Here is a 25,756-nt window from a genome sequence, read left to right on the forward strand (position 1 = left end):
CCATCTGTCGACCGGTCTGAGACCACAGCCTCGGTTCCCCACCTTCTTGATCGCCCCTTTTCCCTGGAGAGGACACCTCCGTGTCTGCCGCAAGACCACGCACCACCCTGCGCACTTTCGCCGCCGCCGCGACCCTCCCCCTGCTCGTCGGCGCCCTCGCCGCGTGCAGCTACGGCTCCGAGAAGAAGTCCGACGACAGCCAGAACGCCGGGGCCGCCTCCGACGCCAAGAAGCTGTCGGCGGACACCGTGAAGATCGGCTACTTCCCGAACCTCACCCACGCCACCGCGCTGGTCGGCGTCCAGGAGGGCCTGTTCCAGAAGGAACTGGGCGGCACCCAGGTGAAGACCTCCACCTTCAACGCGGGCCCCTCGGAGATCGAGGCGCTGAACGCCGGATCGATCGACATCGGCTGGATCGGCCCGTCCCCGTCGATCAACGGCTACACCAAGTCCAAGGGCCAGAACCTGCGCATCATCGGCGGCTCCGCCTCGGGCGGCGTGAAGCTGGTGGTCAACCCGGACAAGATCAAGTCCCTGGACGAGGTCAAGGGCAAGAAGATCGCCACCCCGCAGCTCGGCAACACCCAGGACGTGGCCTTCCTCAACTGGATCGCGGAGAAGGGCTGGAAGACCGACGCCCAGAGCGGCAAGGGCGACGTCTCCGTGGTCCGCACGGACAACAAGATCACCCCGGACGCCTACAAGTCCGGCTCCGTCGACGGCGCCTGGGTGCCGGAGCCGACCGCGTCCAAGCTGGTCGCGCAGGGCGCGAAGGTGCTCCTGGACGAGGCCGACCTGTGGGCCGACAAGGAGTTCGTGATCACGAACATCATCGTGTCGCAGAAGTTCCTCAAGGCGCACCCCGACGTCGTCGAGGCGGTGCTGCGCGGCTCGGTGAAGACCAACGACTGGATCAAGGCCAACCCGGACAAGGCCAAGGCCTCCGCTAACACCGCGCTGAAGACGCTCAGCGGCAAGGCGCTGCCCGCCAACGTCCTGGACCCGGCCTGGCAGTCGATCAAGACCACCGACGACCCGCTGGCCGCCACCCTCGGCATCGAGGCCGACCACGCCGTCAAGGCCGGTCTGCTGAAGAAGCCCGACCTGGACGGCATCTACGACCTGGCCCCGCTCAACAAGGTCCTCAAGGCCCTGGGCAAGCCCTCGGTCGCCGACGCCGGCTTCGGCGTCAAGTAACCCCGAATCCGCACCAGTTCCCAGGAGGTGACGACCATGGCTGCCACGCACGCCGAGGCAGCCATGGCGGCACGTTCGCGGGCGGCCCCGCAACCACCGCAGGTCGCTCAGGGATTCGTCCAGGCCTCGGGGTCCTCCGCGAGGCTCAACACCTCGTCGGGCAGCTTGGCCGCGGCCACCTGGGCCAGAGTGACCTCGCCAAGGATCTTGCGTACGTTGGCGCGTACGGCGATCCACAGCGGGAGCAGCGACTCCGCAGGACCGCAGTAGGAGAGCTCGGGCGGGCGCACTCCCCGCACCGACACCAGGGGGCCGTCCGCCAGGCGGATGACATCGGCGATGGCGATCGCCTCCGCCGGGCGGGCGAGCCGGTAGCCGCCCTTGCCGCCGCGCTGGCTGACCACGAGACCGCCCCTGCGCAGGTCGCCGAGGATGCCCTCCAGGAATTTGTGCGGGATGCCCTGTGCCGCGGCGATCGCTTCGGCCTTGAGTGAGACCTCGTCCCCTGCCGCGGCCAGCTCCAGTGCCGCCCGCACCGCATAATCCGCCCGCGCCGAGATCCGCATGCCGCGATTATCCATCATTGCCGTGCCCGCCCATCGCCGGCCGGGCCATCAGGCGGGGAGGGTGAAGGGCGGGTGCACGCCGTTGAGGAAGTAGTCCCCGATCTCGCGCAGCCGGTGGGCGACCGGCTCACGCAGGGTGTGTGTCCGGGCGTCGCGCCAGAAGCGGTCGAAGCCGTACCACACGGAGGCGGCGTCCACGCCGATCACGTCCAGGGCGCGGGTGGTGACATCCTGTGCGGCCCGGGAGGCGGCGGCCTCCGCCACGCTCGCCAGCACAGCGATCTCCGCGCCTTCCTCGTCGTCGAGGTCATTGCCCCGCGCCAGGCCGCGCACCAAGGCGTCCACCGCCTGGTCGGCGAGGGCGGAGGCCGCACGTGCGGCGACGGCGAGCTCGCCGTACACGGTCAGCTGGTACGGATCCTGCGGGAGGCCGCCCGTCCAGGGTTGGGGCGAGAAGGGCTGCCAGGGGGAGCGCACGGCCTTTCCGTGTTCGTGGACCTCGGCCAGCAGTCCCTCGGCGACACCGAGACAGTACTGGGTGGAGACCAGACGCACGGTCGGCACGGCCAGCGAGGCGAAGGGGGACAGGACTCCCTCGTCCGGCGAGAGGGAACCGAGCACGTCGTTCGCCGAGACCGGCACGGCGTCGCACTCCACGGCCCCACCGGCTGCCAGACGCTGACCGAAGGTGTCGCCACTGGCACCGCTCACGACACCGGGGCCGGTGGGATCGACGAGGACGGCCAACGGCTCACCGGTGCCGTACCTGGTGGCTCGGAGCACCAGCCTGTCGGCGATCCCCACTCCCGCGGCGAACTTCTGGTAGCCGTCCAGCAGATAGCCGTCCGCCGCGGGGGTCAGGATGAGGGGCGGTTCGTGCGAGGCGATACCGCCGCCCCAGCACCACTGCCTCGCCGTCGACTCCCGCTCGATGCGGGCCGCCTGGGTGGGGCCGGCGAAGAACCGGGCACTGGAGGACAGGAAGTAGTGGCTGCCCAGCAGGTGACCGATGGCCCCGTCGGCCGCTGCGACGGTCCTCACCGCCGCGTAGGCCGTGCGCCAGTCCGCGCCCCCTCCCCCGTACTCGGCCGGTGCCAGCAGGGTCAGCAGTCCCGACTCGCGCAGTTGGGCGACCTCGTCGAGCGGCGCCTTGCCGGCCTGTTCGCGCTCGACCGCGTCGGCGGCCAGATCGTCCGCCACCTCACGGGCTATGTGCAGCCAGTCGGCCTGCCCGGCGTGCGCGTCGGTCGCTTCGTCCACCGTCACCGTCATGTCCGCACCCGTTTCAGGCGACCGCGGCGCTCGCTACAGCTCAGTGCTGGGGTCATGACGTCTTCCTCCAGAGGACCGAGGACAACGCGATGCGCGGCGAGGCGGCATGGGGGTGCAGCGGTGCGCGGTGACGCGTCGGCTTCATCATCCTCACTCTCCTCTTCGACCACCGTCAACCTTTTCCTAGTAATTCGATAGGAAAACTAGGGATGATCGCGCGCTCTGGCCTAATCACCCCACTTGGATGGCGAGTTGGCAACGGCAGGCGCGGGGGCCGAGCGCCCGCCCGCCTGTCTTGACGTAGAGCCCGGCGGAGGCCACGATGCGCCAGGCGACCGCCGACGTCGAGGCCTTCAGCGTGTACGCGATGGTCGTCGCCCGCAGGCAGGGAGCAGCCGACACCGCCGCCGGGGCCGATCCCGATGCTGTGGCCCGTACGGCTTGCACCGCGATCACGACGTTGGCTGTGCCGGTTGCTCCAGGAAGCGCTGGTGGATGAGGCTGATGCGACTGGATCACCACAACGAGCATCAAAGCCGACGAGATCTGGGCCCGTGCCATCCGGAAGGGAAGGTTGACGTCGTCGCTGTCAGGCAGTGTGTGCAGCCCGCTGGCTGCGGGATCTCAACTCGCGGCGCATTGCTGCGATACGCAGGATGGCCAGCGCGAGGAATACGACGGCGAACGCGGCATGCTGCCATTCTCCGCTCCTGAACAACCAGTAGACGCTGGCCCCCCGAGGATGAGCGCGGCAGCCGTGAGGAGGGGTTCGCGGACCCAGAACGGCAGGACGCGGAGAATGAGGTTCAGCAGCATCGGGTCAGTGGATCAGTCACCGTGGCTGCGCGCAGTGACGGAAGCCACACCTCCTGTTTGCACGGGATGCCGTGGTGCATTCGGGACTTTTTGGCCCGGTGGCTTGGTGGCGCAACTACGCTGTGTAGGCGGCTTTCCCGTCCTCCCTGGCCGGTCGTGTCTCCGGCGGCTACGACAGACCCACCGCCGCCATAGGACTCGCATCCCGTAGGCCATCCCGCATTCCCCTTGCACTGGACGTATCGAGTGCGGCGTGGGCGAGCTCGCTGACCCGCAACGTCACCACCTGCCTGCCCAAGTCTGCACAGCCCGGGGCAACGAAGGCGATCCAGGAGATCTACACTGCCGTGCACCGCAGCCATGCCGAGAAGGCCATCGAGGCATTCGCAAAGACCTACGGTGCGAGGTTCCCGAAGGCCGTCGCCAAGACCACCGACGACGCAGAGGAACTGCTCACGTTCTACGACTCCCCCGCCGAGTACTGGATCCAGCTGCGGACCGCCCATCCCATCGAGTCGACGTTCTCGACCGTCAAGCTCCGCGCCAAGGTCACCGGCGGCGCGTGCAGCCCGGCGGCCGCGCTCACGATGGTGTTCAATCTGGTCGAGTCCGCTCGGGCGCGATGGCGCGCGATCACAGGTGCCCACCTGGTGTCCCTGGTCCGCGCTGGCGCGCGCTTCGAGAACGGCGTTCTGGTCGAGCGATCCGAGGTAGGGGCATGAACGACATGGTTGCGGCGCTCGCAGCGCTGACCGACCGCGATCCGAACCGTCGGGATGTCGCCGCCGACAGCCTCGGGGACCTCCTGCGCGGCACCGCACTCGACGCGGACACAGCCCGCCTGGCAGTCGGGCACCTGGTCAGCCTGGCCGTCAACGAACCGATGACCACGGTCCGCGAGTCCGCCCTGAACTCGATCAGCGAGGCGTTCAACCACCACCGCCTGCCCCTGGACCTCGTCGAACCACTGGCGGCCGCCATGCCGACCATGACGCGCGAGCTCCTCGAACACGCCCTCTACATCCTCGGTGCCACCCACGACTCGCAGGCCCGGCTGCTGATCGAGCACCGACCGCCCACGTCGAGGCCCTGCGCCGCCGTTCACACGGACGAGGGGCACGCCCGTCCCTCACACGGCGGCACACGTAACTCTCAGCCATAGAAGCGAGTTGCCCGGGCATGGATAGCAACCACGATGACGCCCTCCTCATCACCCATGAGGAGGCGCAGGACATCGTCGATGTCCTGCAGCACTTCGCGCAACACAGCCAGAACGCCGCCCAGCACGCCCCGCTGACGACCACCACGCGTGGTCATGGCAGGCCCAGAACCTGGCGCAGTCCCTCGCCCGGCGCCTGCCCAGCCCGCAAACGGCAGACGAGTAGCACCTGCTGCCCAATTGCCTGAGGCAGTCGACACGCATGCCGTGCTCACCGGGAGTTGGCAGGGGTGTCAGCCCCGAGCGCTGTGACACCTGGGCGTGCTCGCATGCCCGGGCGTAGGGACGATGACGTTCTCGCGGCCAAGGCAGTTGGCGACTGCGGCAGCGCCACCGATGCGCTCGAGGAAGAACACGTAGGCGAGGGGGACTCCATCTGCAGCTCTGTCAGGGACAGCTCGAAGCGGCCCGACGCCCTGTACCGGCCCGGCTCACCGCTTCGGCAGGGCCTCAGCAGGCACACGACACAGCCGAGCCGCAACCGCGCAGCGCCGCCATGTCCGCGACCGGCAGCGTCACCAGCCACAGACCGGGATCGAGGTCGGGGGCCGTGTGGCTGCTCTCGTAGATCCCCCGCCTGCGCGGGGACCAGGCGAACCGGATCATCGCCGCCAACGAGACCTGCTTCGCCCGCTGGGACAACTACCCAGCGACCCCCGGCCACGCCGAGATCGTCCCCAAGCGGCATGTTGAGTCGCTCTTCGACCTCACCCCATGGAGGTCGGCGACATGCATGAGCTTCTGGCCGCCACCCGCGCGATCATCGACGATCAGTACCAGCCGGAAGGGTAAACGATCGGCGTCAACGAGGGCCGTGCTGCTGGGCGGACCGTTGACCACGTGCACTTGCATGCCATCCCTCGGCTCCACGGCGACGTCGAGGATCCCCGCGGCGGGATACGGCGGATCCTCCCCGGGGTTGGCCGCCGAGAGCTGCCCTTCAAGGCTTCCCGGCTCTGCGTGCTCTGCGGAGACGACCACCGCTGGCACACCCAGCCTGAAGGCGAGAGCGACGACACCGACCTGACCGCATCCGACCGGGATGACGCCTTCCGGCTGCTCCGCCTCTGCCGCGCCCTGCGCATCAGCCCCAGCCGATGCGCCCAACTCAGCCCGGAGTAGCGCGGGCTGTTCGAAGCCGCCCTCGACGGGACGGGGGCGGCGCCGTGAGTACGGAGGACGACCTCCGCCATGGGGACCACGAGTACGGCCAGACGCTGGCAGTCACGTACGACGGGACCGGCAAGATCGCGGACGAGTGGAAATTCTGTGACGAGAGCGATGACCGTGGCGGACACTGCATCTGCCCCTGCCACTTCCGCGCCCACTGAGGAGCCCCCCATGGAGAAGATCCCGACTCTGTTCGTCCGCAACCCCGAGGACCGCCGCTACGTACTTGACCAGGTCCACGCTGATTGCACCTGGGTACTCGCCGGCGAAGGCGTCGCCACACGCAAGTACGACGGAACCTGCGTCATGTACGACGGCACCGCCTGGTGGGCCCGCCGTGAGGTGAAGCCCGGCAAGACCCCACCACCGGACTTCCAGGCCATCAGCACCGACGACATCACCGGGCGGACCGTGGGCTGGGAACCCGTCCAGCAGTCGGGCTTCGCCAAGTTCCACGCCGAGGCGCTCGCGAACAAAGCACAGTTCGCGGCGGAAGCCTTCAAGCCCGGTACCTACGAACTGATCGGCCCGAAGATCAACGGCAACCCTGAAGGCGAGCCCAGGCACTGGCTTATCGCCCACGCCGAGGCTGACGTCATCTCCCTGCCCGGCCGGACGTTCGGAGAGCTGCGGGCCACCGTGCTGCAGCTAGCGGACGTCGACCACGCCGAAGGGCTCGTCTTCCATCACCCCGACGGCCGCATGGCGAAGATCAAGGCCCGGGACTTTCCCGCCTAGAACGACGGGATCCGGCGGGCCAGCGTCTGCGCGAGGCTCTCGGCCTGCCACGGGACGGTCGCTGGCCGCCGGGAACAGCTATCGCGTGGGGGCGGCGTTCGGCCGATCGACAACTGTCAGATCGGGGTGTTCGCCGCCTACGCCACCACACGCGGGCGGGCTCTGGTGGACCGCGAACTCTATCAGGGGCTCGAGCCGGCCCCGCTGCTGACTTCTCGTCAGAGACTGCGCAGAAGGGGCCGGTCAGCTGGCCGCACTTCCAGGCCGCCAAGAACGAGTGCGGCCTGGACGAGGACTTTGGCCGCCTGGCACCGCTCACGGTCTGCCGTCCAGGACTTGGGCACGGTTGCACCAGCGGGTTCTCCAGCTCCTGGACGAGCAGGGCCTGGTGGATCTGTCCCGTGCGGTCCTCGACTCGGCTCACGTCCGCGCGAAAAAGGGGGCGAACTTGCAGGTCCGAGTCCCGTGGACCGGGGTAAGCCCGGTTCCAAGATGCACATCCTGTCCGATGCGGACGGCCTGCCCCTCCGGGTCGGACTCTCCGCGGCCAACACCCACGACAGCCTCGCCCTGAAGCCGATGCTGTCCCATTTCCACATGGGACACGAAACCCACGCAGCCGATTCCAAACCCACACGGCTGCACGCAGACAAGGCGTACGACATCCCCCACCTGCGACGATGGCTCTGGGGCAAGCACATCGGTGTCCGCATCGCCCGCAGCGGAGAACGCCGCCCAGGCAGCCGACGACGCAGCGGATCACGCCGGCGAGGGCTACCGGGCAGCAACCCAGGCCGAATCCCACACGAAGGCCGCCACCGACGCCGCCAACGAAGCGACCTCCGCAGTCGCCAAGGCACAAGCCGCCCACGATCGGGCACTCCAGATCGGCGCTGAGGGTCTGGCCGCCCGGACCAATGCCGCCATCGAACGCGCACGCGACCTCAAGGCCAAGGAGCAGAAGAACCAGGCCAAGAAGGCCGCGGACGCCCAGCGGGTCAAGGACCTCGACACCGAGCTGGAACGTCTCGCCACGGACGCCGCCCAGCCCGGCGCCGACCTCGAGGCTCTCGCCGCCAAGGGGCGCAAGGCCGCCCTGGTGGCGGTCCAGGTCCGCGGCTCCTGGGGTGTGGCCGCAGCCGAAGCGGCGCTCTCCGGTACGGATGACGACGTCGTCGACTACGTGCGCACCGGCTGGAAGGACGCGGTCGCCCAGGAACAGCGCGACCAGGCCGAAGACCTGGCCAGCGGAAGCTCTCTTCAAAAGGTGCGTGACGCGGCCGAGAAGGCGCTCCAGGGCGACGACGCAGCCGTTAGCACGTTCCTGTCCGCCGGCCAGTTCAAGGCCCAGCAGAAGGACGAGCTCGCAGCCACCCACGTCGCTCAGGTTGAACAGCTGATCGCGGACGCCGCGAGTATCGCTGCCACGGCCCAGGAGAACGCCGCCAACGCCCGCCAATTCGCTGCGGACGCCCGCAAGTTCTCAGGCGAGGCGGCGAAGGCGGCTAAGGAAGCCGAGGCTTCCAAGCAAAAGGCAAAGGAGTACTCCGACCAGGCGGACGCCTCGGCCAGGCAGGCCGAAACCTCTGCCGCTGCCGCTGCCGCCTCCGCGAAGGTCGCGCGGAACGCGGCCGCCGACGCCACGCAGGCAGCCAGCCGGGCGACGGAGTCCGCAGCTGAAGCCCAGGTATCTGTCCAAGGGGCACGTACCGCTGTCGCTGCCGCATGGAATGCGGCCAGCGAGGCACGTGCTTCGGCCACCGCTGCCGGCAAGAGCGCGAAGGAGGCTCTCGCTGCGGCCAAGGACGCGCTGAAGACCGCGCAAACCAAGCTGAGGGCCGAGGGAGGAGGCCCGGCGCAACGACCCGGGCGAGCAGGCCCGCGAGCGCTACCGGTGCGGCATTTTCGGCTGCGAGGCACAGGAGAACCCTGGCCGCTGGTGCCAGCACCACGAGGCCTACTGCGATGTCCTCGCACGCGGCCCGGCCTTCGAACAGGTCACCAAGCAGCTGTTGCAGGTAGGAAAGGACGTCCTCGGCGTCGGGCAGGTCGAAGGCTGCCTTCACGACTACGACCTGGACGCCTGCACCGAACTCATGAAGGACCAAATCCTTCGCCAGAAGCTCAAGCTCCTGGGCAAGGTCGCCGATGGCCTGAGCGACATCGCCTCGCCATGCACCCGATGCTTCCTGCCCGGGACCAAGGTCCTCCTGGGCGACCGCACCACCAAGAGCATCGAGGACATCCAGGCAGGCGACGAGGTCCTCGCGACGGACCCGCTCACGGGCGAAACGGGCCGCCGCAAGGTCACTCAGCTGATCGCCACCGAGGACGACAAGCACTTCAACGAGCTGACTCTCAAAACCCACAAGGGCCTTGAGAAGATTACCGCCACCTATGAGCACCCGTTCTGGAGCCCCTCGGCCCATAAGTGGCTCAACGCGAGCGCACTTGAGCCCGGCGACACGCTGCTCAGCGCAGACGGCACCACCGTCCAGGTCGAAGCCAACCGCGCCTTCAACCAGCACGCGCGTACCTACACCCTCACCATCGACGACCTGCACAGCTTCTACGTCCTGGCAGGGACGACCCCGGTCCTCGTACACAACTCTGAGTGCAAGAACCCCATCGGCACACTCGGCGTCCCCGGCCAGGCCAGCTACTCACGCATCAAGGCCGCCATGGGACGCGCGGCCAACATGAAGCCGGATCAATTCCGCGTGTTCCTGAGGGACGGAGAGCTGCGGAAGGCCAAGGAAAAGCCTGGATTGATGCGGCTGTTCTACGGGACTGCCGTGGAGAGGGCCATCGCTGAAGATGCACAGGTCTTGGGTGACACTAACGTCACACACATGGGTAATTCCCAGCCTGGGCAGGGGGTAACGGACTTCCGTATCACCGTGAACGGAAAGGCATTCGACGTGGACATCACCGGACCTAGCCGAAGTTCTTGGGATGATCACATGCGCTGGCCTTACATAACCAGTGGCTACCAGGTATTCACCTACCCGAGCCCGTCGAACGAGTTCCTGGCGAAGCTCTTCCAGTTGGGAAGCTAGAATGATGGCGACTCGCAAGGAGGCAGGGAACGTTGGTAGCTCGTATTGAAGGACAAACGATCGAGGGAGTGAAGATCCTCGGTTCGGGGCGCACATTCTCGGACATTGAACTGGCAGGAAATACGCTCCGTTCATGCGTACTCGCCCAGTTCGATGACCCGGAGTTCGGGCTCGAAGTCCGCAACGTTGTCGTTGACCGATGCGCAGTGGAACGCGTGTCCGTCCAAGGTGTCTACTTCGACAACGTGACCGTCAACGAGCTCAAGACCAAGCAGAGTCCGAGTCTCTATGGCTGCGTACTCAGTCGCGTAGTCCTCAAGGGGAAAATCGGTCCGATCATGGTAGGGCCCCCGACCCCGACCCTCCCGAACAGGGACCGACACGTCACTGGAATGGTTGAGAAATATCACCAGGTGGAATGGGCGCTCGATATTTCAGAGGCCAGTTTCACCGACGCGTCATTCTTTGGGGTTCCTGGCGAGCTGGTGCGATATGATCCGGAAACGCAGGTTCTCCTGAAGCGTGAAAAATTTCAAGGAATCCAACCAGAGGATCTCCCTGGATTCGCGGGAATCTGGGCCAGCCGATTCACGCTGACCCCCTTTGACTCGTTCGTAGCGGTGGCCCCGAAGCGGTCAAAGAAATTCCCAGAATATATGCGAGACATTGAATGGCTCCATGATCAGGGAATGATCGGATAGTCTCCTGTCGGCGGGTGTACCGGGGAATGAATCCCGGTGCACCCGCCTCCTTTTGCAGCAGATGCCGCGGGAGACTGCAGGTGTGAATCTGGGTGAGGGTGTCACTGGCCTGTGCGTGGTGCCGCTGGCGCTGGCCTCGGACGAGGACGAGAGTGACTTCTGGGGCTTTGCTCACGGGGCTGAGGGGTTTTTCACGCCAGTGCCGGGTGAGGATGGCGCACGCCGAGTGCGCCTTGAAGGGTGCCTGCCGCAGGGTGGCCTGCTGAAGAGCGTCGGTCATATCGGTCGTCGTCGTGCCATGGCGGGGAACGCCTGGTTAGATCTCCTCAACGGTGACGGTGCTGCCATGGGGTCCTACTTCGTTGGCGAGGTCACCGTCATCGGCGTCACGCCCTCGGCCCAAGCGCAGCCGGACTCGTCGACCTCACGGTGACGCTCTGGTGTGAGAACGCCTTGCCCGGAGCGGAACGCGTGTGGGACCTGCTGCGCACCGGTCAGCTGAACCGCACCGGTATCTGGCACGACCTCGCACCGCAGGACAGGCGCGCGTGGCTGTCGGTGGCCCTGTGGTCCCGGGGGTACCGGCGCCAGTCGAAGCCCGATGCGCCTGGGGCCGGGTGTTCACCGTGGACGGCCGGCACATTGGTGACGAAGACAGTTTCTACTGTGCGATCGGTGAGGCCATCAACGGCCCCGGCGGGTACTTCGGCTGGAACCTTGACGCTCTGGACGACTGCCTTCGCGGCGGCTGGGGCGCCACCACCCCCTTCACCCTGCACTGGGATTCCTCGGCCCAGGCCCGGGCACGACTGACAGAACGCATACCCGTCGGCGACCGCGAGATCGCCCTGTTCGACCTGCTCCTGGAAATCTTCGAGGAACGGGGCGTGAACGTCATCCTCCAGTGACAGCCGGACGCTTCCCGACATAGTTCCGGGGAAAGTCATCCGGACTCGCGCGGACGGCGGCGTGAGGCGATGCCGAGGCGGACAGTTGGTCGCTCGCTCGGCGTTGGGGGCTCGTCGCGCTCGGCGCGGAGAAAAGTGAAGATCAGGTCGATGCGATCTATCTTGCCGATCCAGCCCTCGGCTTCGGACTGCGTCCGGCGGTGCAACCCCATCTTGGCCGAGGAAGCCAACCGCTGGCTGACGATCGTCGAGTCCCCGCTGCGCCTGCACGGCAACCCGGAACTGACCACCACCGTCGGGCCGGTGCCGGACCCTGACGCCGTCCTGTGCCGCTCCAATGCCGGAGCGATCCACGAAGTCCTCGAATTGCTGTCCGAGGGGAAGCGCGTGGCCATGGTGGGCGGCGGGGAGGCCCTGGAGAAGCTCGCCCGAGCAGCCGGGCAGCTCAAGGAGGGGCGCCGTACTAACCACCCGGAGCTGGTGCTCTTCACCACCTGGGAAGAGCTGCACGAGTACGTCACCTGCGATCCTTCCGGGGGCGACCTGCTGCTCCTGGTCGAAATCATCGAGGACCACGGCGTTGGCGTCGTCCTCAAGGCCGTGCAACGCCTGTGCCCCGAGGACGAGGCACAGGTAGTGGTCTCCACCGCCCACAAGTCCAAGGGCAGAGAGTGGCACGCCGTGCGGATCGCGGCCGACTTCGCGCCCAGGGACGGCAGCAAGACGCTCTCCACAGAGACGGATGACGAGGACGTGCTGCCGGACATCAATCTGGAGGAAGCACGACTGGCCTACGTTGCCGTCACCCGTGCCCGTCAGCCGCTCGACCTGGGCGGGCTGTCCTGGATCAACCGCTGCCCGTCATTCGGCAAGACCAGCGCAGGCCCTGTCGCCGCGTTGATCTCCTCCTCGCCCTGGGACCGGCTGGGCCCCGCTGCGATGAGCTCCCCCTCACCCTGGGACCGGCTGGGCCCCCACCCCGCTAGGCCCTGAGCCGGCGCCATCTCCGCGATCCGGTCAGTACGCCACAGGACGATCTGCTGCGTGTGGAAGTTGTACCAGCCAGGGCCCGCGACCATCCGCAGCCGTGGGTCTGCCGAGGACCACCAGTCCAGGCGCGCGGTCGTCGTTATCGATGCTGTAGGGAGCGGTGGTGAGAGCGGCGGGCTCGCGGTCCTTCAGCCAGCCGATTGTCTGATCCAGCCAGTGCTGGTCCTCTCCCGTCGCGTAGTGGGTGCGCTCTCCCTCTGAGCCCCAGCGGCATCGGCGGCTTGCGTTCTTCGCGAGCCACCGCGGGCAGTAGGCGGAATCGTTTGCCTTGAGCCCGTATTGCTCAGCCCAGGCAACCGTGATCTCTTGCTTGGCGCGCTGCTCGGCGCGGTGTTGCTCAAAGCTTGGGGGGTCCGCGCGGCGCTCGGGGTTGGCCATTCCGTAGGGCCAGGCCACTCGTCCGCCTGCGGCATAGCCGAAAACGGCTACGGCTCTGTTGTAGAAGCTGGTCACACCCATCTCCGCCTCGGCCTGCGAAGTCCACCGCCGAAATGTGTGGTCAGCGAAGAGAGGAACGACCAGTCGCCCCGAAACGCACGGAGATCGGGCTAAAAGATCGTGCAGGCCCCCGCTCCACAGCTCGCCTCATTCTTCCCAGACTTCGCGGATCGGGCAGCTGATGAGGTTCCGCAGCGCGGGCCACTGCTGGATGAGCAGCTCGCAGTCGAGGAAGGTGACCAGATCCTGGCGCAGCCCTTCGGCGAGCACCGTGCGGTACAGGCTCATCCTCAGTCGGGCACGGTCTAGCTAGCAACTGGGGCGAGCCCATTGAGGCCGCCACGATTGAGCGCCGTCGCAATCGGCGAGTGCTACACCGCTCACACTCTGGCGGCCTTCAACCTCATGGAGGCCGACTCGGACAGTGAAATGGCCCAGTTGGTGCTCGGCTGGATCCGGCGGACCAAGGCGACCAGCTTTAAGGCAATGAACTTGTTAGGGCGCGCCGCCGTGCTTTCCCCACCGTGAGCGCCACGGCCCCGGCGCTCAGACTCCTCGGGGAGCATGGCTACCTGAGGGGCATCCAGTCGGCTCGGAGTAGCTCACGCGACAAACTGCCTGCGGTTACTTACCGCGTACATCCTTCACTTTTGATTGATGGTCCACTTGTGGGCCGAGATGTGGGGAAGTGAAGGTATCCCGGAAATGAGGCTGGCCCGCCGGTGGGTCCGGCGGGCCAGCAGTGTTACCCCTGTGGGACTTTCATCGACTCCCTTAGGAAGTCGCACTTGCTGCCTGGGCAGGCGATTACGTACACGTTCCTAATTCGAGGCGTTCCAGTTTTGACCCGAGTGGACTCGGGTCAAACCTGGCCACGTTCTCTTAAGGATCAAATACGGAGGTTCATTCTCCTGGCACGTTAGCCACGGTCAGCAAACCGAAGAAGGAAAAATCCACCACAAGGCGACTCTCGGCATTATAGATGAGGAATTCTGGCATCGCTTCGACGATTCCCGGAATGCAATCTGCCGCAATCTCTGCCTTCATCGCGACCGCAGGGATTGCTAGACTTCCCCAGAGGAAGGTGAGGTAGCCCGTCGGCACGTATTGCCGCACAATTGCGCGCGGTTCCACATCATCCATCGACCCTGACGCCAGGATGAATCGTTTATCGACATCTGTCCAGGCGATAGATCCATCTGAGTCCCGTGGAAATTTTCCCAGGCTCTCACGCTCGGACTGAAGGAAAGCTTCCAAGCCTAGAAGTTCCACCCCAGGTCGGGCAACCCACGAGATCGCCCCCTTGCCCTGGCCGCTCGCGCGGCCGACCTCGACCAGTGGCCTGGGGAGGAGATCTGGCCTTGTCCCGTACACAGACTCTAGCGTCATGAGTTTCCACCGAGCATCTTTGCGAACTCCTCTTCCGTGCCATTCCAAGGAACAGCCCGCTTGCGCGCAGTGTCCCCCTTGCCGACTTCCACGTTGATGTGGGGTCCCTTGACAGGATCATAGTCCATACGGAACCTCTTGAACTCTCCGTTCACTCGGGTAGTGAACCCGATAACCTTGCCATACGTTGTTGGGGCTGATTCAAGGCGGCCAACATAGGGCTGTCGGGTTGACTGATCGATCTTGCCCAGGAGCTCCAATGCCTTGTTGCGGGCCTGTTCAAACGAATCGACTTTGGGGAGGACTAGCTCCTTACATGGCCCTGAATTGTGAACCAAGACGGGAGTTTCTCCCGCTAGCACATAGTACGTGTGAAGGTCGACAACCGTCAGGTTGTAAGTTCGGGCACTCTTACTGAAAGAGTGGTTTTCTTGGACCGTAGGTGTGCTTCCATCGACGGCCCTCAGGGTCATCCCCTGGTGGAGGTCTGCAGCCTTGACCCAGGCATGCTGCGAGGGGGACCAGAAAGGATGTTCATACGTTGCCGTGAGATGTTCAGAGCCACGGCGGGTGGCGAGGGTGAGCTCGTGTTCGAAGGGGCAGGCACAGCTGCGGGAGTTGGGGGTGCGGTGCACGACGAGTGCGCCTCGGCTGGCGTTGTGGGGCGGCAGTGGGCCGGTCACGGTGTTCGCGACCTACTCCTCGCTTGAGCCTCGCGGCGAGGGCGCGGATGCGGTGCCGGGGCCGCTGGAGGAGGCCATGGCAGGGGTGTTCGGGCAGCGGCTGGCCCGGTTCGACCTGGCGATCTTGGATGAGGCGCACCGTACGTCCGGGGCGGTGGGGAAGCCGTGGGCTGTCGTCCATGACAACACGCGGATCTTGGCGGACCGTCGGTTGTACATGACGGCGACGCCTCGGCTGTGGGAGATCCCGAGTCCCGCACAGGGCAGGGCTGGTTCGGCGTCCGAGGGGGAAGGGCTGGGTGGGCAGCTTGTCGCTTCCATGGACGATGAGGAGATCTACGGCCGGCACATCGGTTTTGGGCTGCTGGAGGCGATTGAGCGGGGCATCCTTGCCCGGTTCGAGATCGACGTGCTGGAGATTCGTGATCCGGCCGCCGAGGAGGAGTTGGCGAAGGAGCAGGCGCGGGAGCGGCGGGTGGCGGCTCTGCAGGCCGCGCTGCTGGCGCACTGGAAGGAGAGCGGGCTGCGGTCCGTGATCACTTTTCACCATCGGACCCGGGATGCGATGAAGTTCGCCCGGGGTCTGTTGTCGGTCGCCTGCGATCTGTACGAGAGCGATCCTGGGCGTTATCCGGACCCCGCCCGGATCGCGGCGGAGTGGCTGTCCAGCGAGCATTCGATGGGGGATCGTCGTCGGGTGGCAGGGCAGTTCGCCGACGGTGTCGACGACGACGGCGCCGAGACGCTGATGTGCTTCCTGGCCGTGTGCAGGCTCCTGGGGGAAGGCGCGGACCTCACCGGCAAGCGCGGTGTCGACGCGGTCGCTTTCGCGGACACCCGTGGCAGCGTCGTCGATGTCGTGCAGAACACCGGGCGTGCTCTGCGCCAGCAGCCCGGCGAGGGAAAAATCGCAAGAATCCTCGTGCCGATCTTCCTCAGAGCCGATGAGGACCCGCGCGACATGATGTCCTCCCCCAGCTACCGGCCACTGGTAGCGATCTTGCAGGCTTTGCGCGCCCACGACGAGCAGATCATCGAGAAGCTCGTCCTGCGCCAGGACCACAGCGGCCGCGGGACGGCCGAGGAGGTTCTCGTCGACGACCCGCAGTACATCCGCGACGCCGTCACCGGCAGGGAGCAGCAGAGCGCCGAGGTGGACGCGGGTTCGGCCGGGGGCGAGGGGATGCCAAAGGACGCGGCGCTGCTGCGGTTCTTCGCCCCGCGCGACGCCCTCACGGTCGCACGGTTCCTCCGCACCCGTGTGCTGCAGCCCCAGTCCGAGATCTGGCTGACCGGCTACAACCTGCTGTGCCGGTGGGTAGCCGAGCACGGACATGCCCGCGTGCCCCTGCAAGAGCGCGTCCTGCTCAGCCCCCAGGCCAAGGCGCAGCCCGACGCGGGGCAGGAGCGCGACGAGCTCGGGCAGGAGCTGGCCTACGCGCTGGGGCAGTGGTGCGCCGAGCAGCGGCGGGCCCACCGGGACGGGACGCTGCGGGCCTGGCGGTTCAAGCTCCTCGACGAGCTCGGGGTCCAGTGGGAGGGAGCCGATGCCCGGTTCGCGGCGAAAATCGCTCTCTTCCGCCGCTACTACGAGGAACACGGCACCCTCGCCGCCCCGCTGGCAGCCGTCTTCGAAGGACAGCCCATCGGGCGGGACCTGTCCAACCTGCGCAAACCTCACGGGCTGGGGAAGAAGCCGGAGCGGGCTCAGCGGCGGCGTGCGCAGCTCGAGGCGATCGACCTCTACTGGAATCCCGAGTGGCCGTTGGTGTGGCAGCGGCACTGGGCGAAGGTGAAATGGTGCCTGACCGGCGGGGCACAGCTGGCCCACCTCTCCCCCGGCCTCATGGTCGGCGGCGACGACATCGGCACCTGGCTCGTCGAACAGCGCCACTCCTGGCAGAGCCTGAACGCAGGGCAGCGCGCGCGGCTGGCCGAGATCGGCGTCCAGGTACCCGCCGCCGAACTCGAAACCGCAACCCGCCCCGCCCTCGAGACCGGCCCGGTCGTGCTGCCCGCCACCGCGACCACATGGGAGCGGGGCATCGCCGCGCTACGCCAATACGCGGCACGGGAAGGGCATGTACGGGTCCCACGTGCCCACCAGGAAACCATCCGCATCGACCACGCAGGCGAAGGGCTCCGCGACGAGCAGGTACGCCTCGGCATCTGGCGCAGCAACACCCGCAACCGCCGCAACCGCCTCACTCCCGGCCAGCTTCGGGAAGCCGAACACCTCGGCCTCCTCACCTGAAGGCTCGGGTGTGTCCAGTAAACGGCTGATCTTGGTTGTTGAGGTTCAGTGGCTGGTGGTGGGGGTGAGGCGGCCTTCGAAGGCGATCTGGAAGGCGTTGAGCGGGGCCTTCCATCGCATCGTCCAGCGGCGCCGGCCCTTGCCGGTCGGGTCCAGGCTCATCAGCGCCATGTAGACGCACTTCAACGCGGCGGCCTCCGAGGGGAAGTGGCCGCGGGCCCGGACGGCCTTGCGGATGCGGGCGTTCACGCTCTCGATCGCGTTCGTTGAACAGATCACCTTGCGGATCTCGACGTCGAAGGACAAGAAGGGCACCATCTCGGCCCAGGCATCGGACCACAGCTTGATCACGGCCGGATACTTGGTGCCCCATTTTTCGGAGAACTCCAGGAACCGCTCAGTGGCGGCGGCCTCGCTCGGCGCGGTGTAGACGGGCTTCAGATCCTTCGCGAGCTTGTCCCAGTCCTGGCGGGCACGGTAGCGGATGCTGTTGCGAATCAAGTGAAGAACGATGCACGTCTGGACGACAGTGCGGGGCCAGACCGTCTCGACCGCGTCCGGCAGTCCCTTCAAGCCATCGCAGACGAGCATGAGGACATCTTCAATCCCGCGATTTTTCAGCTCGGCGAAGACCTGGAGCCAGTGCTTGGCGCCCTCGCCGCCGTCACCGGCCCAGATCCCGAGGATGTCGCGGGTGCCTTCGACGGTGACGGCCATCGCGACGTAGACAGGACGGTTGGCGACCTTGCCATCGCGAACCTTGACGTTGATGGCGTCCACGAAGACGACTGGGTAGACGCGGTCCAGCGGGCGGGCCTGCCATTCGGCCATGCCCTCCATCACCGCGTCGGTGATCGTGGTGATGGTCTGCTTGGACACGCTCGCGCCGTATACCTCAGCCAGATGAGCCGATATCTCGCCGTGCGTCAGTCCCTTCGCGGACAGCGACAGCACCATCTCATCCACGCCGGTCAGCCGACGCTGCCGCTTCTTCACGAGCTGCGGCTCGAAGGTGCCGGCGGTGTCACGGGGCACCCTCACCTCGACCGGGCCGACGTCGGTCAGCACCGTCTTGGAACGGGTGCCGTTGCGGCTGTTGCCGCTGTTCCTGCCCGCCGCGTCGTGCTTGTCATAGCCGACGTGATCGGTGATCTCGCCCTCCAGGGCGGACTCCAGCACCCGCTTCGTCAACTGCTGCAGCAGCCCGCCCTCCCCGGTCAGCTGCAGACCGTCAGAGCGGGCACGGCCGACCAGCATCGCGATCAACTGCTCGTCCGACACCCCCTCCGCGGCCGACTCGACCACCGGCTCCTCCACAGCCCCGTGCTCAGTGATGGTCTCGCTCATCAGGCATCTCCTTGATCATCGGATCCGCCGTCTATTGGACACTCCCGAGTGCCGGGCCCGGGGGACCGCATCCTGACTGAGGCGACGCAGCGCAGGGGCTCTCATGTACTCGCCGATCGCTGTGAGGTGGATCTTCTCGCGAACGGGCATTCGATGTAGGGTTCACGGGTCTTTGCGATCTCGCCCTGACCAGGCTGGATGGTGGACCCACGTCCGGGCATGGTCTGCCGTGTTGTAGCCAGGTGCCCTTGAGGGATGCGCGGCGGTGAGGGGTCCATCTTGATCAGAATTTCTGAATTCCTTTGGGGGGAATTGTGTCCTTTGCGCGCGTACGGGGCAGGCGCCTGGCTGCGTGCACGGCCTTGGCGGCGGCGGCCGGGCTACTGCTGGCAGGCTCTGCGTCCGCCGACGGCGGCGCTGCACGGGTGAAGGTCCCGCTGAAGCCGGCTATACGCAAGGCGGTGGTGCCGTCGGCGCAACTGCCTGCGGAGCGACAGCGCCGGATGGCGGCGGCGCGCCGTGCGGGGGCTGCGGCTGCGCCGATGACGCCTCGGTTCGACGTAGACCGGGATGGTGTCAGCGATCTGCTGGTGCGGACGCTGGACGACAGTCTGTATTTGAAGGGGTGGAAGCAGGAGAAGAGCACCCTGTATGTCACCCCTGACGGAGGGTTCAAGGATCTCATCGAGCCCGGCGACGTTGATGGTGACGGGCATCCGGAACTGTTGATCCTCTCCCCGTCGGGAACGCTCACGCTGGAGTCGAACCTGACCGCGACAGGTTGGGGAACCTTCGGTGTGGTGCCGTGGTCGGAGAACGGCTGGAACATCTACAACAAGCTCTTCGTGCCAGGGGATGTCACAGGAGACGGCAGGAACGACCTGCTGGCGCGGACCCCGTCCGGGGACTTGTACCTGTACACGGGCACCGGGAATGTGGCGTCTCCTTACGCGTCCCGGGTGAAGGTCGGTACCGGCTGGGGCATGTTCGACCAACTGGTCGGTGTGGGGGATGTGAACGGTGACGGCAGGGGCGACGTGGTGGGCCGGACCCCGTCCGGGGATCTGTACTTCTACGCCGGTACGGGGGCGGCAGCGGATCCGCTGAAGGCACGCGTCAAGGTCGCCTCTGGTTGGTACGGTTACAACCAGCTCCTGGCGATGGACGACAGCACCGGCCACATCGACCTGCTTGCGCGCGATGTCTCCGGGGTGCTGTGGGCCTACCCCTTCGAGGCCCAGGGTGTCCTGGGCGCCCGAGTGCGGCTGGGAGAGAACTGGCAGGGCACAGTCCTTGCCAATGCCGGCGGCAACCCCTTCCTCGGCAAGAACGAGCTGATCGGCCGGGACGGTGCGGGACAGCTGAACTACTACCTGCCCAAGGGCGACGGACAGTTCGACGCGCGCCTGCCCATGGACGGGGACGTGTCGGCGGTGCCGCTGGAGAAGCTGTCCTCCGCTTCCTCGTTGGACATCACCTCGCGCTGGTCGACGCTGACACAGGTGGGCTCCGACGGACACCTCGCCATCGGGAATCAGGACAACGGGGGCGGCTGGAATGTGATGTCTGCCTTCGCGGGCATCGGTGACCTCACCGGCGAGGGCAACGGCGACCTGCTGGCCCGTGACTCCGGCGGACACCTGTGGCTGTACCCGGGTAACGGCAAAAGCTTGCTGGGTGACCGGATCGACATCGGCGGCGGCTGGAACGCCTACAACCAGCTCGTGGGTGCCGGAGACATCAGCGGTGACGGCATCCCCGATTTGCTGGCCCGCGACAGCAGCGGGCACCTGTGGCTGTACCCGGGCAATGGTCGCAACAACTTCGGTGACCGGATCGACATCGGCGGCGGCTGGAATGCGTACAGCATGCTGGCGGTCCCCGGCGACCTGACCGGCGATGGCCGGGCCGACCTGATCGGTGTCGATTCCTCCGGTACCGCCTGGCGCTACGACGCCAACGGCACCGGCAACTTCAAGGGCCGCGTCGCCATGGGCGGCGGCTGGAACACCTACAAGGCCCTGTACTAAAGCGACACACAAAGACCCTCCGCCCGGCACACAGCCAGGCGGAGGAAGGCGCTGACGGTAGCGGCCAGCACAGCATGGCAGCCAAGACGGCTGGTCCCCGGAAGCAGCGGGCCGCGTGCCAGTCCCGCGTGCCGCTGCCTGCGAGCTCGGCAGTGGGCAAGGGCCAGAACCGATGGGGACGCGACTGCAGGCCGGGTCCACCGACAGGCGCCAGCTTGCGTCGGTTCCGGCCACACACCAGGCTATTTCGAGTAAAAGTTCGATTTGGGCCTTTCGTGGTTGTAGCCGCCACGTAAGGATCGGGGGCCTCCGGGGGGAGGGCCGGGCGTGTTTCTGCTGCGCCCGCATGGGAGCAGGCCGTTCGCGGTCCATCTGGCACACGTCAACTGCCGCCCCTCCCCCGCGGCATGAACTATCACCAAGGGGAGGAATATCGTGAAACGAAGAGCGCTATGGGCGCGGCCTGCACAACGCGCTGGCCGCGCGCGAGGGATCAGCGGCACGGCGGCGCTGACGGCTGCAGCAGTTCTCAGCGGGATCATGGGAGCGATGCCGGCCCGCGCCGACGACATAAGCCGGGGTGAGGACAACCCCCAGGATCCCTACCAGAGGTCGCTGCGGATGAGCCTGGGCGAGACAGCCCGCGCCGACAGGTGCCGACTGGGCAACATCCTGCACTACACCGGGCCGACGCTCAGAACGGTGGTCAGCGCCAAGCTCGCGGGGCCGGACTCCGCAATCCACGAGGCACTCACCAGCAACAGCGGCTGGGGAGGCGAGGAGCTTTACACAGCGCAGTCCAAGGACGACGAGACTGGCTACAACTACAAAACCACCTTCTACCGGCGCCAGGACAAGCTCAACCAGGACAACAAGCCCTACGCCTCGACGAACTCCTCGGCCGGGCGGCCCTGGAACGCCCCGGCGTTCGGGGCCGACATCGTCGCCTTCACGGAACTGGGGCGAGGCTGGTCCGTCCCCCACCTCTGGGACAACCCCACGCCGCGGCCCGGTGCTGCGGCGATGGCGAAGGCCAAGGAGGTCTACGACGCCTTCGACACCAAGGGCGACGATTGGGCCACGAAGTACAAGGAGCGGGCCGGCAGCGGCGAGATGGACGGCCTCGGGACCACGGCTGGCAATCCGGGTTCGGCCAACGACATCGCCACATTCCTGCGATTCGGCGGCTTCGCGACCAAGGCGCCCGAGCCGGACTCGCCCGAGTTCCGCACCGAGGTGGAGTTCCTCAAGGCGGCCTGGGCTTCCTGTGACAGCCAGAACCCCATCGATCACTACCGGGTCCTGACCGGCGTCACCACCCAGGCCTACACCGAATGGGAAGCGGAATACGCCTCCCAGGCCACCCAGCGCAACGAGATCGTTACCGCCGAAGCCGCCGCCTCCAAGGAGGCACGCACCAACGCCGATCTGATGATCGAGGCGATCCGCCAGTCCTGGCAGGCGGACCAGATCCTGTTCTGGCAGCAGTGGTTCCGCGACCATCCCGACGCCTGGAACAAGCCCTCCCTGACCGACCAGAAGAACGCCTCGCGCCGTCTGGTGACCGCCCGGGAGACGACCGCCCAGCTGGTCAAGGACGCGGACGCCGCCGTCGCCCGCGCCAAGACGGCCTCCGAGCAGGCAGCCGCCTCGCAGCAGGCGGCGTATGCGATCGCGGACCAGAACAAGGTGCCGCGCGGCCGGGGCCTGCTGTACGCGCAGCAGGCCGCGCAGGTCGCCAAGGCCTCCTACGCCGCGGCCCAGGCGGCAGCCAAGACCGTGCTGACCGCCTCCAAGGCCACCCAGGCCAACATGGCCGACAGCCAGGCCCTCTACGCCCTGACCCAGACGCAGTCGCACGCGCTGAACACCGAGTTCCGCAAGGCCGCCGCCCTGGAAGCGGCAGCCCAGGCCAAGGCGGCCGCCGACTCCGCGGAGAAGCTGGCCAAGGAAGCCGCAGGCAACGCCACCACCGCCAAGAACGCCCAGGCCACCGCGGAGAAGGCGGAAAAGACCGCCCAGGCCGGCGCCGCCGAGGCCAAGAAGCAACGCGGCATCGCCGAAGCAGAGAAGGCCAACGCCGAACGCGAGGCGGCTACCGCCGCCAGCGAACGCAAGAAGGCCGGGGAAGCCGAAGCGCGGACCCAGACGGAACGCGACGCGGCGGGCCGCGCCCGCACCTCCGCCGAGGCGGCGGGGGCGACGGCGAGCGACAAGCGCAAGGAAGCCGAAGCAGCGGAGGCCAGGGCATTCACTGCTCGGAACAAGGCTCTCCAGGCCGAAAAGGAGCAGAAGGCACAGGAGGCCCGGGCCGCCGCACTGGAAGCGGCTGCGGACGCCGCCGAGAGCGAAGGCGCGGCAGGCGGAGCGCGGCAGGCAGCCACCGAGGCGCGCACGGCTGCCAACGATGCGGTGACGGCAGCGACCGCGGCCCGTGCAGCTGCCAACGACGCCTCCACGGCGGCGGTTAACGCCCGGGCCGCTGCGACCCGGGCCCAGGCCGCAGCATCACGCGCGAAGGCGGCAGCTGATGCCTCATGGTCGGCGTTCCAGAAGACCACCGCGGCGGCGGCGACCGCGCACGCGGCGGCCGCAAAGGCCATCGACGCGGCGGCAGCAGCAAAGGCGAAGGCCGAGCAGGCCGACGCCGAGGCGAAGAAGGCGCAGGCCGCTGCGAAGAAGGCCCGCGAGGAAGCAGACGCAGCCAAGGACGAGGCGGCCAAGACCTCTGCCTGGTCGGCCAAGACCTCCGGCTTCGCCCAGGCTGCGGCACTGGCAGCCCAGGGGGCCCGCGACTCCGCCACTGCGGTGACCAAGGCCGCCGACGAGGCAATCTCCATCGGCTCCCCGTATCAGGAGCTCGACACTTCGGCAGCCTTCGCGGTCCTCATCGGCCAGAACTCCAAGACCCTGGCCGAGCAGCAGGCATCGGCAGCCGAGGCCAAGAGCAAGGAAGCCGCAAAGGCCGCCGTCGACGCCAAGGCCCTCGCTGACAAGGCCGCCGGAGACGCCAAGATCGCAGCCCAAGCAGCCGCGACAGCAGCAGCCGACGCCGCCCGCGCCGTCAAGGCCGCAGAAGCGGCCCGCGCCTCGGCAGCCGAGGCCGACAAGGCGGCCAAGGCCGCCCAGAAGGCCGACGACAACGCCCAGAAATACGCCGCCGAAGCCGGCACCGACGCGTACTACGCGGGGATGGCCGCCAACGACGCCCAAACGGCCGCCAACGACGCCGACCGCGACGCCACAGACGCCGAGAAGGACGCGGCCAGCGCCGACGCGGCCGCCACCGCCGCTGAGACAGATGCCGCCAGCGCCGACGCCACTGCGACGAAGGCGGAAGGCGACGCCACCGCGGCCGAGACCGCGGCGAAGAACGCCGACGGCGCCGCCAAGGACGCCGACACCGCAGCCACCCGTACCGAGAACGCGGAAGCCCGCAAGACCATCGACACCGGCGGGGCCACCGGCGTGGCGCACATGTTCACCACGCAGAAGATCGACCCTATGGAGGACCCCAAGCCCCTGAACGACTGTGTGCTTGGCATGGGCAACAGCGGCTGCGACGTTAAGTTCCGGCTGCACTTCAAACTGACCCTCGACTTCTTCCTGTGCACCGACCCCGGAGCTCCCGACGACGTCGACGCCGCCACCTGCCCGGGGGACAGCATCGTCTGGCTGGGCCGCGACACCAAGGAGCACACCGCCGAGGTCACCAAGCACTTCAGCAACTGGGACATCACCAAGATCTTCGACAAAGCGATCCTCAAGGCTCTGTGGGACGGCCTTACGCAGGACTTCGTCGATTGCGCCAAGGGCAGCATCGGCGGGTGCGCCTTGGCGGCGACCTGGTTCATTCCGCCGTCCAAGATCACCCAAGCCGTCGACCTGATCCGTGCGCTTGACGGCGCGCTGCAGACCGGAATCGGCGTCGGCGACGCCTACAAGGCACTCAAGGCGCTGGGACTCGACGCCGAGGTAATGGCCAACATCGAGCGCGAGACCATGATTGTCGAGGACGCGCTCACGTCCTGCACGCGAAACAGCTTTCCGGGCGATACACAGGTGCTGATGGCGGACGGCGCGCACCGAGCAATCAGCTCGCTGACCATCGGCGACCTGGTCCTGACGGCTGATCCCGAGACCGGCGATCGACGGGCCGAGCCCGTCGGCTCGACCTTCAAGCACGAGACCGACCGTCTCGTGGACGTCGCATTCGCTGACGGAACCAGCCTGACCAGCACCGCCGGACACCGCGTCTATGTTGCCGAACGTGGTTGGACCCTCGTGTCGGACCTGCGGAGAGCCGATCGGCTGCGCGGTCCCGAAGGTGACTTGCACACGGTCATCGGTCTGGACGATCGGACCGGGATCGCGCCACGAACGGTGTACGACCTGACTGTCGACCACCTGCACACATTCTTCGTGAGCACCGAGGGGGAGGGTTCCAAGGACGTACTGGTCCACAACTGCATGAACCTCCAGTTGCACGAGGACGACCGAGGGGCGCACACCATCAAGGACCACGTCAACATCGACGATGAGCGTGCGTTCAATAAGGCCATGGACGAGTACAAGGCTGGCCGCCAGGGGGTGACCGGTGTCTGGACCAGCCTGGATGTCGCCCAGGGCGCGGTGGACGAGGCCATGAAGAAGTGGCTCACCGGCGGTACCCCGAAGCAGAACATGGCGAACCAGAAGAAGCTGAAGAACTGGATGGCCAAGACGGCGAAGGACTCCAACAGCCCCTTGGAGCTGTTCCCGATCAAGATCGACATCGGCGGATCCTCGCTCGGTAAGGTCTTTAGCTACGACCGCACGTCGCGTGCGGCCGGGAGCACCGTGGCAATCACCCTCAAACGAACTCCCCACAAGCCCGGATACATGGTCTACACGTCCTACCCGATCTGAGAGAGGACC

The 25,756-nt window shown here is 66.9% G+C and carries 24 protein-coding genes and 3 pseudogenes; 17 read left to right on the forward strand and 10 right to left on the reverse strand.

What is annotated here, in order from left to right; translation table 11 throughout:
• Window positions 1-80: 80 nt before the first annotated feature.
• Window positions 81-1,199: an aliphatic sulfonate ABC transporter substrate-binding protein gene (locus tag BX283_RS01195; protein ID WP_101385826.1), complete on the forward strand. Its 1,119-nt coding sequence runs from the start codon at window positions 81-83 to the stop codon at window positions 1,197-1,199.
• A gap of 107 nt (window positions 1,200-1,306) precedes the next feature.
• Here the strand turns inward: BX283_RS01195 and BX283_RS01200 are convergent, their stop codons facing one another.
• The 3 genes from BX283_RS01200 to BX283_RS39905 form a co-directional block, all read right to left on the reverse strand.
• Complete coding sequence (locus tag BX283_RS01200; RefSeq protein WP_101385827.1) at window positions 1,307-1,765, reverse strand: Rrf2 family transcriptional regulator; 459 nt, start codon at window positions 1,763-1,765, stop codon at window positions 1,307-1,309.
• A gap of 48 nt (window positions 1,766-1,813) precedes the next feature.
• A complete protein-coding gene (locus BX283_RS01205) occupies window positions 1,814-3,037 on the reverse strand; it encodes an acyl-CoA dehydrogenase family protein (protein ID WP_101385828.1) in 1,224 nt (407 codons plus the stop codon).
• Between the two features lie 231 nt (window positions 3,038-3,268).
• The gene (locus BX283_RS39905; RefSeq protein WP_143676328.1) at window positions 3,269-3,493 is read right to left on the reverse strand and encodes a hypothetical protein; all 225 of its coding nucleotides are present in this window, start codon (window positions 3,491-3,493) and stop codon (window positions 3,269-3,271) included.
• Between the two features lie 626 nt (window positions 3,494-4,119).
• Here BX283_RS39905 and BX283_RS01210 point away from each other — a divergent pair.
• Both BX283_RS01210 and BX283_RS01215 read left to right on the forward strand, forming a co-directional pair.
• Window positions 4,120-4,575 (forward strand): transposase, encoded by a 456-nt coding sequence (locus BX283_RS01210; RefSeq protein ID WP_373979519.1) that lies wholly within the window; start codon window positions 4,120-4,122, stop codon window positions 4,573-4,575.
• Window positions 4,572-5,015 carry a hypothetical protein gene (locus BX283_RS01215; RefSeq protein ID WP_257581666.1) on the forward strand — a complete coding sequence of 148 codons (444 nt, stop codon included), beginning with the start codon at window positions 4,572-4,574 and terminating at the stop codon, window positions 5,013-5,015. Before BX283_RS01210 ends, BX283_RS01215 begins: the two co-directional genes overlap by 4 nt.
• Here BX283_RS01215 and BX283_RS40330 read toward each other — a convergent pair.
• Together BX283_RS40330 and BX283_RS01220 are read right to left on the reverse strand one after the other, a co-directional pair.
• Window positions 5,006-5,170, reverse strand: a complete 165-nt coding sequence (locus BX283_RS40330) for a hypothetical protein (protein ID WP_180356994.1) — start codon at window positions 5,168-5,170, stop codon at window positions 5,006-5,008. The genes BX283_RS01215 and BX283_RS40330 overlap by 10 nt on opposite strands.
• 352 nt (window positions 5,171-5,522) lie before the next feature.
• The gene (locus tag BX283_RS01220) at window positions 5,523-5,714 is read right to left on the reverse strand and encodes a hypothetical protein (RefSeq protein ID WP_101385829.1); all 192 of its coding nucleotides are present in this window, start codon (window positions 5,712-5,714) and stop codon (window positions 5,523-5,525) included.
• 153 nt (window positions 5,715-5,867) lie between these two features.
• Here BX283_RS01220 and BX283_RS41245 point away from each other — a divergent pair, with 153 nt between their 5' ends.
• The 11 genes and pseudogenes from BX283_RS41245 (at window position 5,868) to BX283_RS01260 (ending at window position 12,641) form a co-directional block, all read left to right on the forward strand.
• The gene (locus tag BX283_RS41245) at window positions 5,868-6,194 is read left to right on the forward strand and encodes a hypothetical protein (RefSeq protein WP_373979520.1); all 327 of its coding nucleotides are present in this window, start codon (window positions 5,868-5,870) and stop codon (window positions 6,192-6,194) included.
• Between the two features lie 44 nt (window positions 6,195-6,238).
• The gene (locus BX283_RS40335; protein WP_180356995.1) at window positions 6,239-6,403 is read left to right on the forward strand and encodes a hypothetical protein; all 165 of its coding nucleotides are present in this window, start codon (window positions 6,239-6,241) and stop codon (window positions 6,401-6,403) included.
• Between the two features lie 10 nt (window positions 6,404-6,413).
• Window positions 6,414-6,980, forward strand: coding sequence for a hypothetical protein (locus tag BX283_RS01230; RefSeq protein ID WP_101385830.1), 567 nt, complete (start codon window positions 6,414-6,416; stop codon window positions 6,978-6,980).
• A gap of 60 nt (window positions 6,981-7,040) precedes the next feature.
• Window positions 7,041-7,163 (forward strand): annotated as a pseudogene (locus BX283_RS42350) (IS701 family transposase); the annotation flags it as partial.
• Between the two features lie 154 nt (window positions 7,164-7,317).
• Window positions 7,318-7,748 (forward strand): annotated as a pseudogene (locus BX283_RS41250) (transposase); the annotation flags it as partial.
• A pseudogene (locus BX283_RS42355) lies at window positions 7,684-8,316 on the forward strand (hypothetical protein); the annotation flags it as partial. The pseudogenes BX283_RS41250 and BX283_RS42355, both read left to right, overlap by 65 nt.
• A gap of 676 nt (window positions 8,317-8,992) precedes the next feature.
• On the forward strand, window positions 8,993-10,039 hold the full coding sequence (locus BX283_RS42080; RefSeq protein WP_306822766.1) for a polymorphic toxin-type HINT domain-containing protein: 1,047 nt from the start codon (window positions 8,993-8,995) through the stop codon (window positions 10,037-10,039).
• A 68-nt stretch (window positions 10,040-10,107) separates the two neighbouring features.
• A complete protein-coding gene (locus tag BX283_RS39915; protein WP_143676330.1) occupies window positions 10,108-10,740 on the forward strand; it encodes a hypothetical protein in 633 nt (210 codons plus the stop codon).
• An 82-nt stretch (window positions 10,741-10,822) separates the two neighbouring features.
• On the forward strand, window positions 10,823-11,173 hold the full coding sequence (locus BX283_RS41260; RefSeq protein ID WP_257581671.1) for a hypothetical protein: 351 nt from the start codon (window positions 10,823-10,825) through the stop codon (window positions 11,171-11,173).
• Window positions 11,174-11,357: 184 nt separating this feature from the next.
• Window positions 11,358-11,648 carry a barstar family protein gene (locus BX283_RS41265; RefSeq protein ID WP_257581673.1) on the forward strand — a complete coding sequence of 97 codons (291 nt, stop codon included), beginning with the start codon at window positions 11,358-11,360 and terminating at the stop codon, window positions 11,646-11,648.
• A 213-nt stretch (window positions 11,649-11,861) separates the two neighbouring features.
• Window positions 11,862-12,641 carry a 3'-5' exonuclease gene (locus BX283_RS01260; protein ID WP_257581674.1) on the forward strand — a complete coding sequence of 260 codons (780 nt, stop codon included), beginning with the start codon at window positions 11,862-11,864 and terminating at the stop codon, window positions 12,639-12,641.
• 24 nt (window positions 12,642-12,665) lie between these two features.
• On the opposite strand, the gene BX283_RS39920 is transcribed toward BX283_RS01260, so the two are convergent.
• The 4 genes from BX283_RS39920 to BX283_RS01270 all read right to left on the reverse strand — a co-directional run bounded on the left by BX283_RS39920 (window position 12,666) and on the right by BX283_RS01270 (window position 15,208).
• On the reverse strand, window positions 12,666-13,151 hold the full coding sequence (locus tag BX283_RS39920; protein ID WP_143676331.1) for a hypothetical protein: 486 nt from the start codon (window positions 13,149-13,151) through the stop codon (window positions 12,666-12,668).
• Window positions 13,152-13,283: 132 nt separating this feature from the next.
• Complete coding sequence (locus BX283_RS42085; RefSeq protein ID WP_180356996.1) at window positions 13,284-13,424, reverse strand: hypothetical protein; 141 nt, start codon at window positions 13,422-13,424, stop codon at window positions 13,284-13,286.
• Between the two features lie 615 nt (window positions 13,425-14,039).
• The gene (locus tag BX283_RS39925; protein WP_180356997.1) at window positions 14,040-14,393 is read right to left on the reverse strand and encodes a hypothetical protein; all 354 of its coding nucleotides are present in this window, start codon (window positions 14,391-14,393) and stop codon (window positions 14,040-14,042) included.
• A gap of 128 nt (window positions 14,394-14,521) precedes the next feature.
• Complete coding sequence (locus BX283_RS01270) at window positions 14,522-15,208, reverse strand: polymorphic toxin-type HINT domain-containing protein (protein WP_101385834.1); 687 nt, start codon at window positions 15,206-15,208, stop codon at window positions 14,522-14,524.
• Between the two features lies 1 nt (window position 15,209).
• Here BX283_RS01270 and BX283_RS01275 point away from each other — a divergent pair, with 1 nt between their 5' ends.
• The gene (locus tag BX283_RS01275) at window positions 15,210-17,462 is read left to right on the forward strand and encodes a helicase associated domain-containing protein (protein WP_143676333.1); all 2,253 of its coding nucleotides are present in this window, start codon (window positions 15,210-15,212) and stop codon (window positions 17,460-17,462) included.
• 45 nt (window positions 17,463-17,507) lie between these two features.
• Here the strand turns inward: BX283_RS01275 and BX283_RS01280 are convergent, their stop codons facing one another.
• Window positions 17,508-18,719, reverse strand: a complete 1,212-nt coding sequence (locus BX283_RS01280) for an IS256 family transposase (protein WP_257584212.1) — start codon at window positions 18,717-18,719, stop codon at window positions 17,508-17,510.
• 515 nt (window positions 18,720-19,234) lie between these two features.
• Between BX283_RS01280 and BX283_RS01285 the strand changes: the two genes are divergently transcribed.
• Entirely contained in the window at window positions 19,235-20,839 is a 1,605-nt protein-coding gene (locus tag BX283_RS01285; protein WP_143676334.1) for a VCBS repeat-containing protein, read from the forward strand.
• A 549-nt stretch (window positions 20,840-21,388) separates the two neighbouring features.
• Entirely contained in the window at window positions 21,389-25,747 is a 4,359-nt protein-coding gene (locus BX283_RS01290; protein WP_101385838.1) for a polymorphic toxin-type HINT domain-containing protein, read from the forward strand.
• Window positions 25,748-25,756: the final 9 nt, after the last annotated feature.

Origin of the sequence: Streptomyces sp. TLI_146 (assembly GCF_002846415.1) — a bacterium.
In the GTDB taxonomy this organism is placed as follows: domain Bacteria; phylum Actinomycetota; class Actinomycetes; order Streptomycetales; family Streptomycetaceae; genus Streptomyces.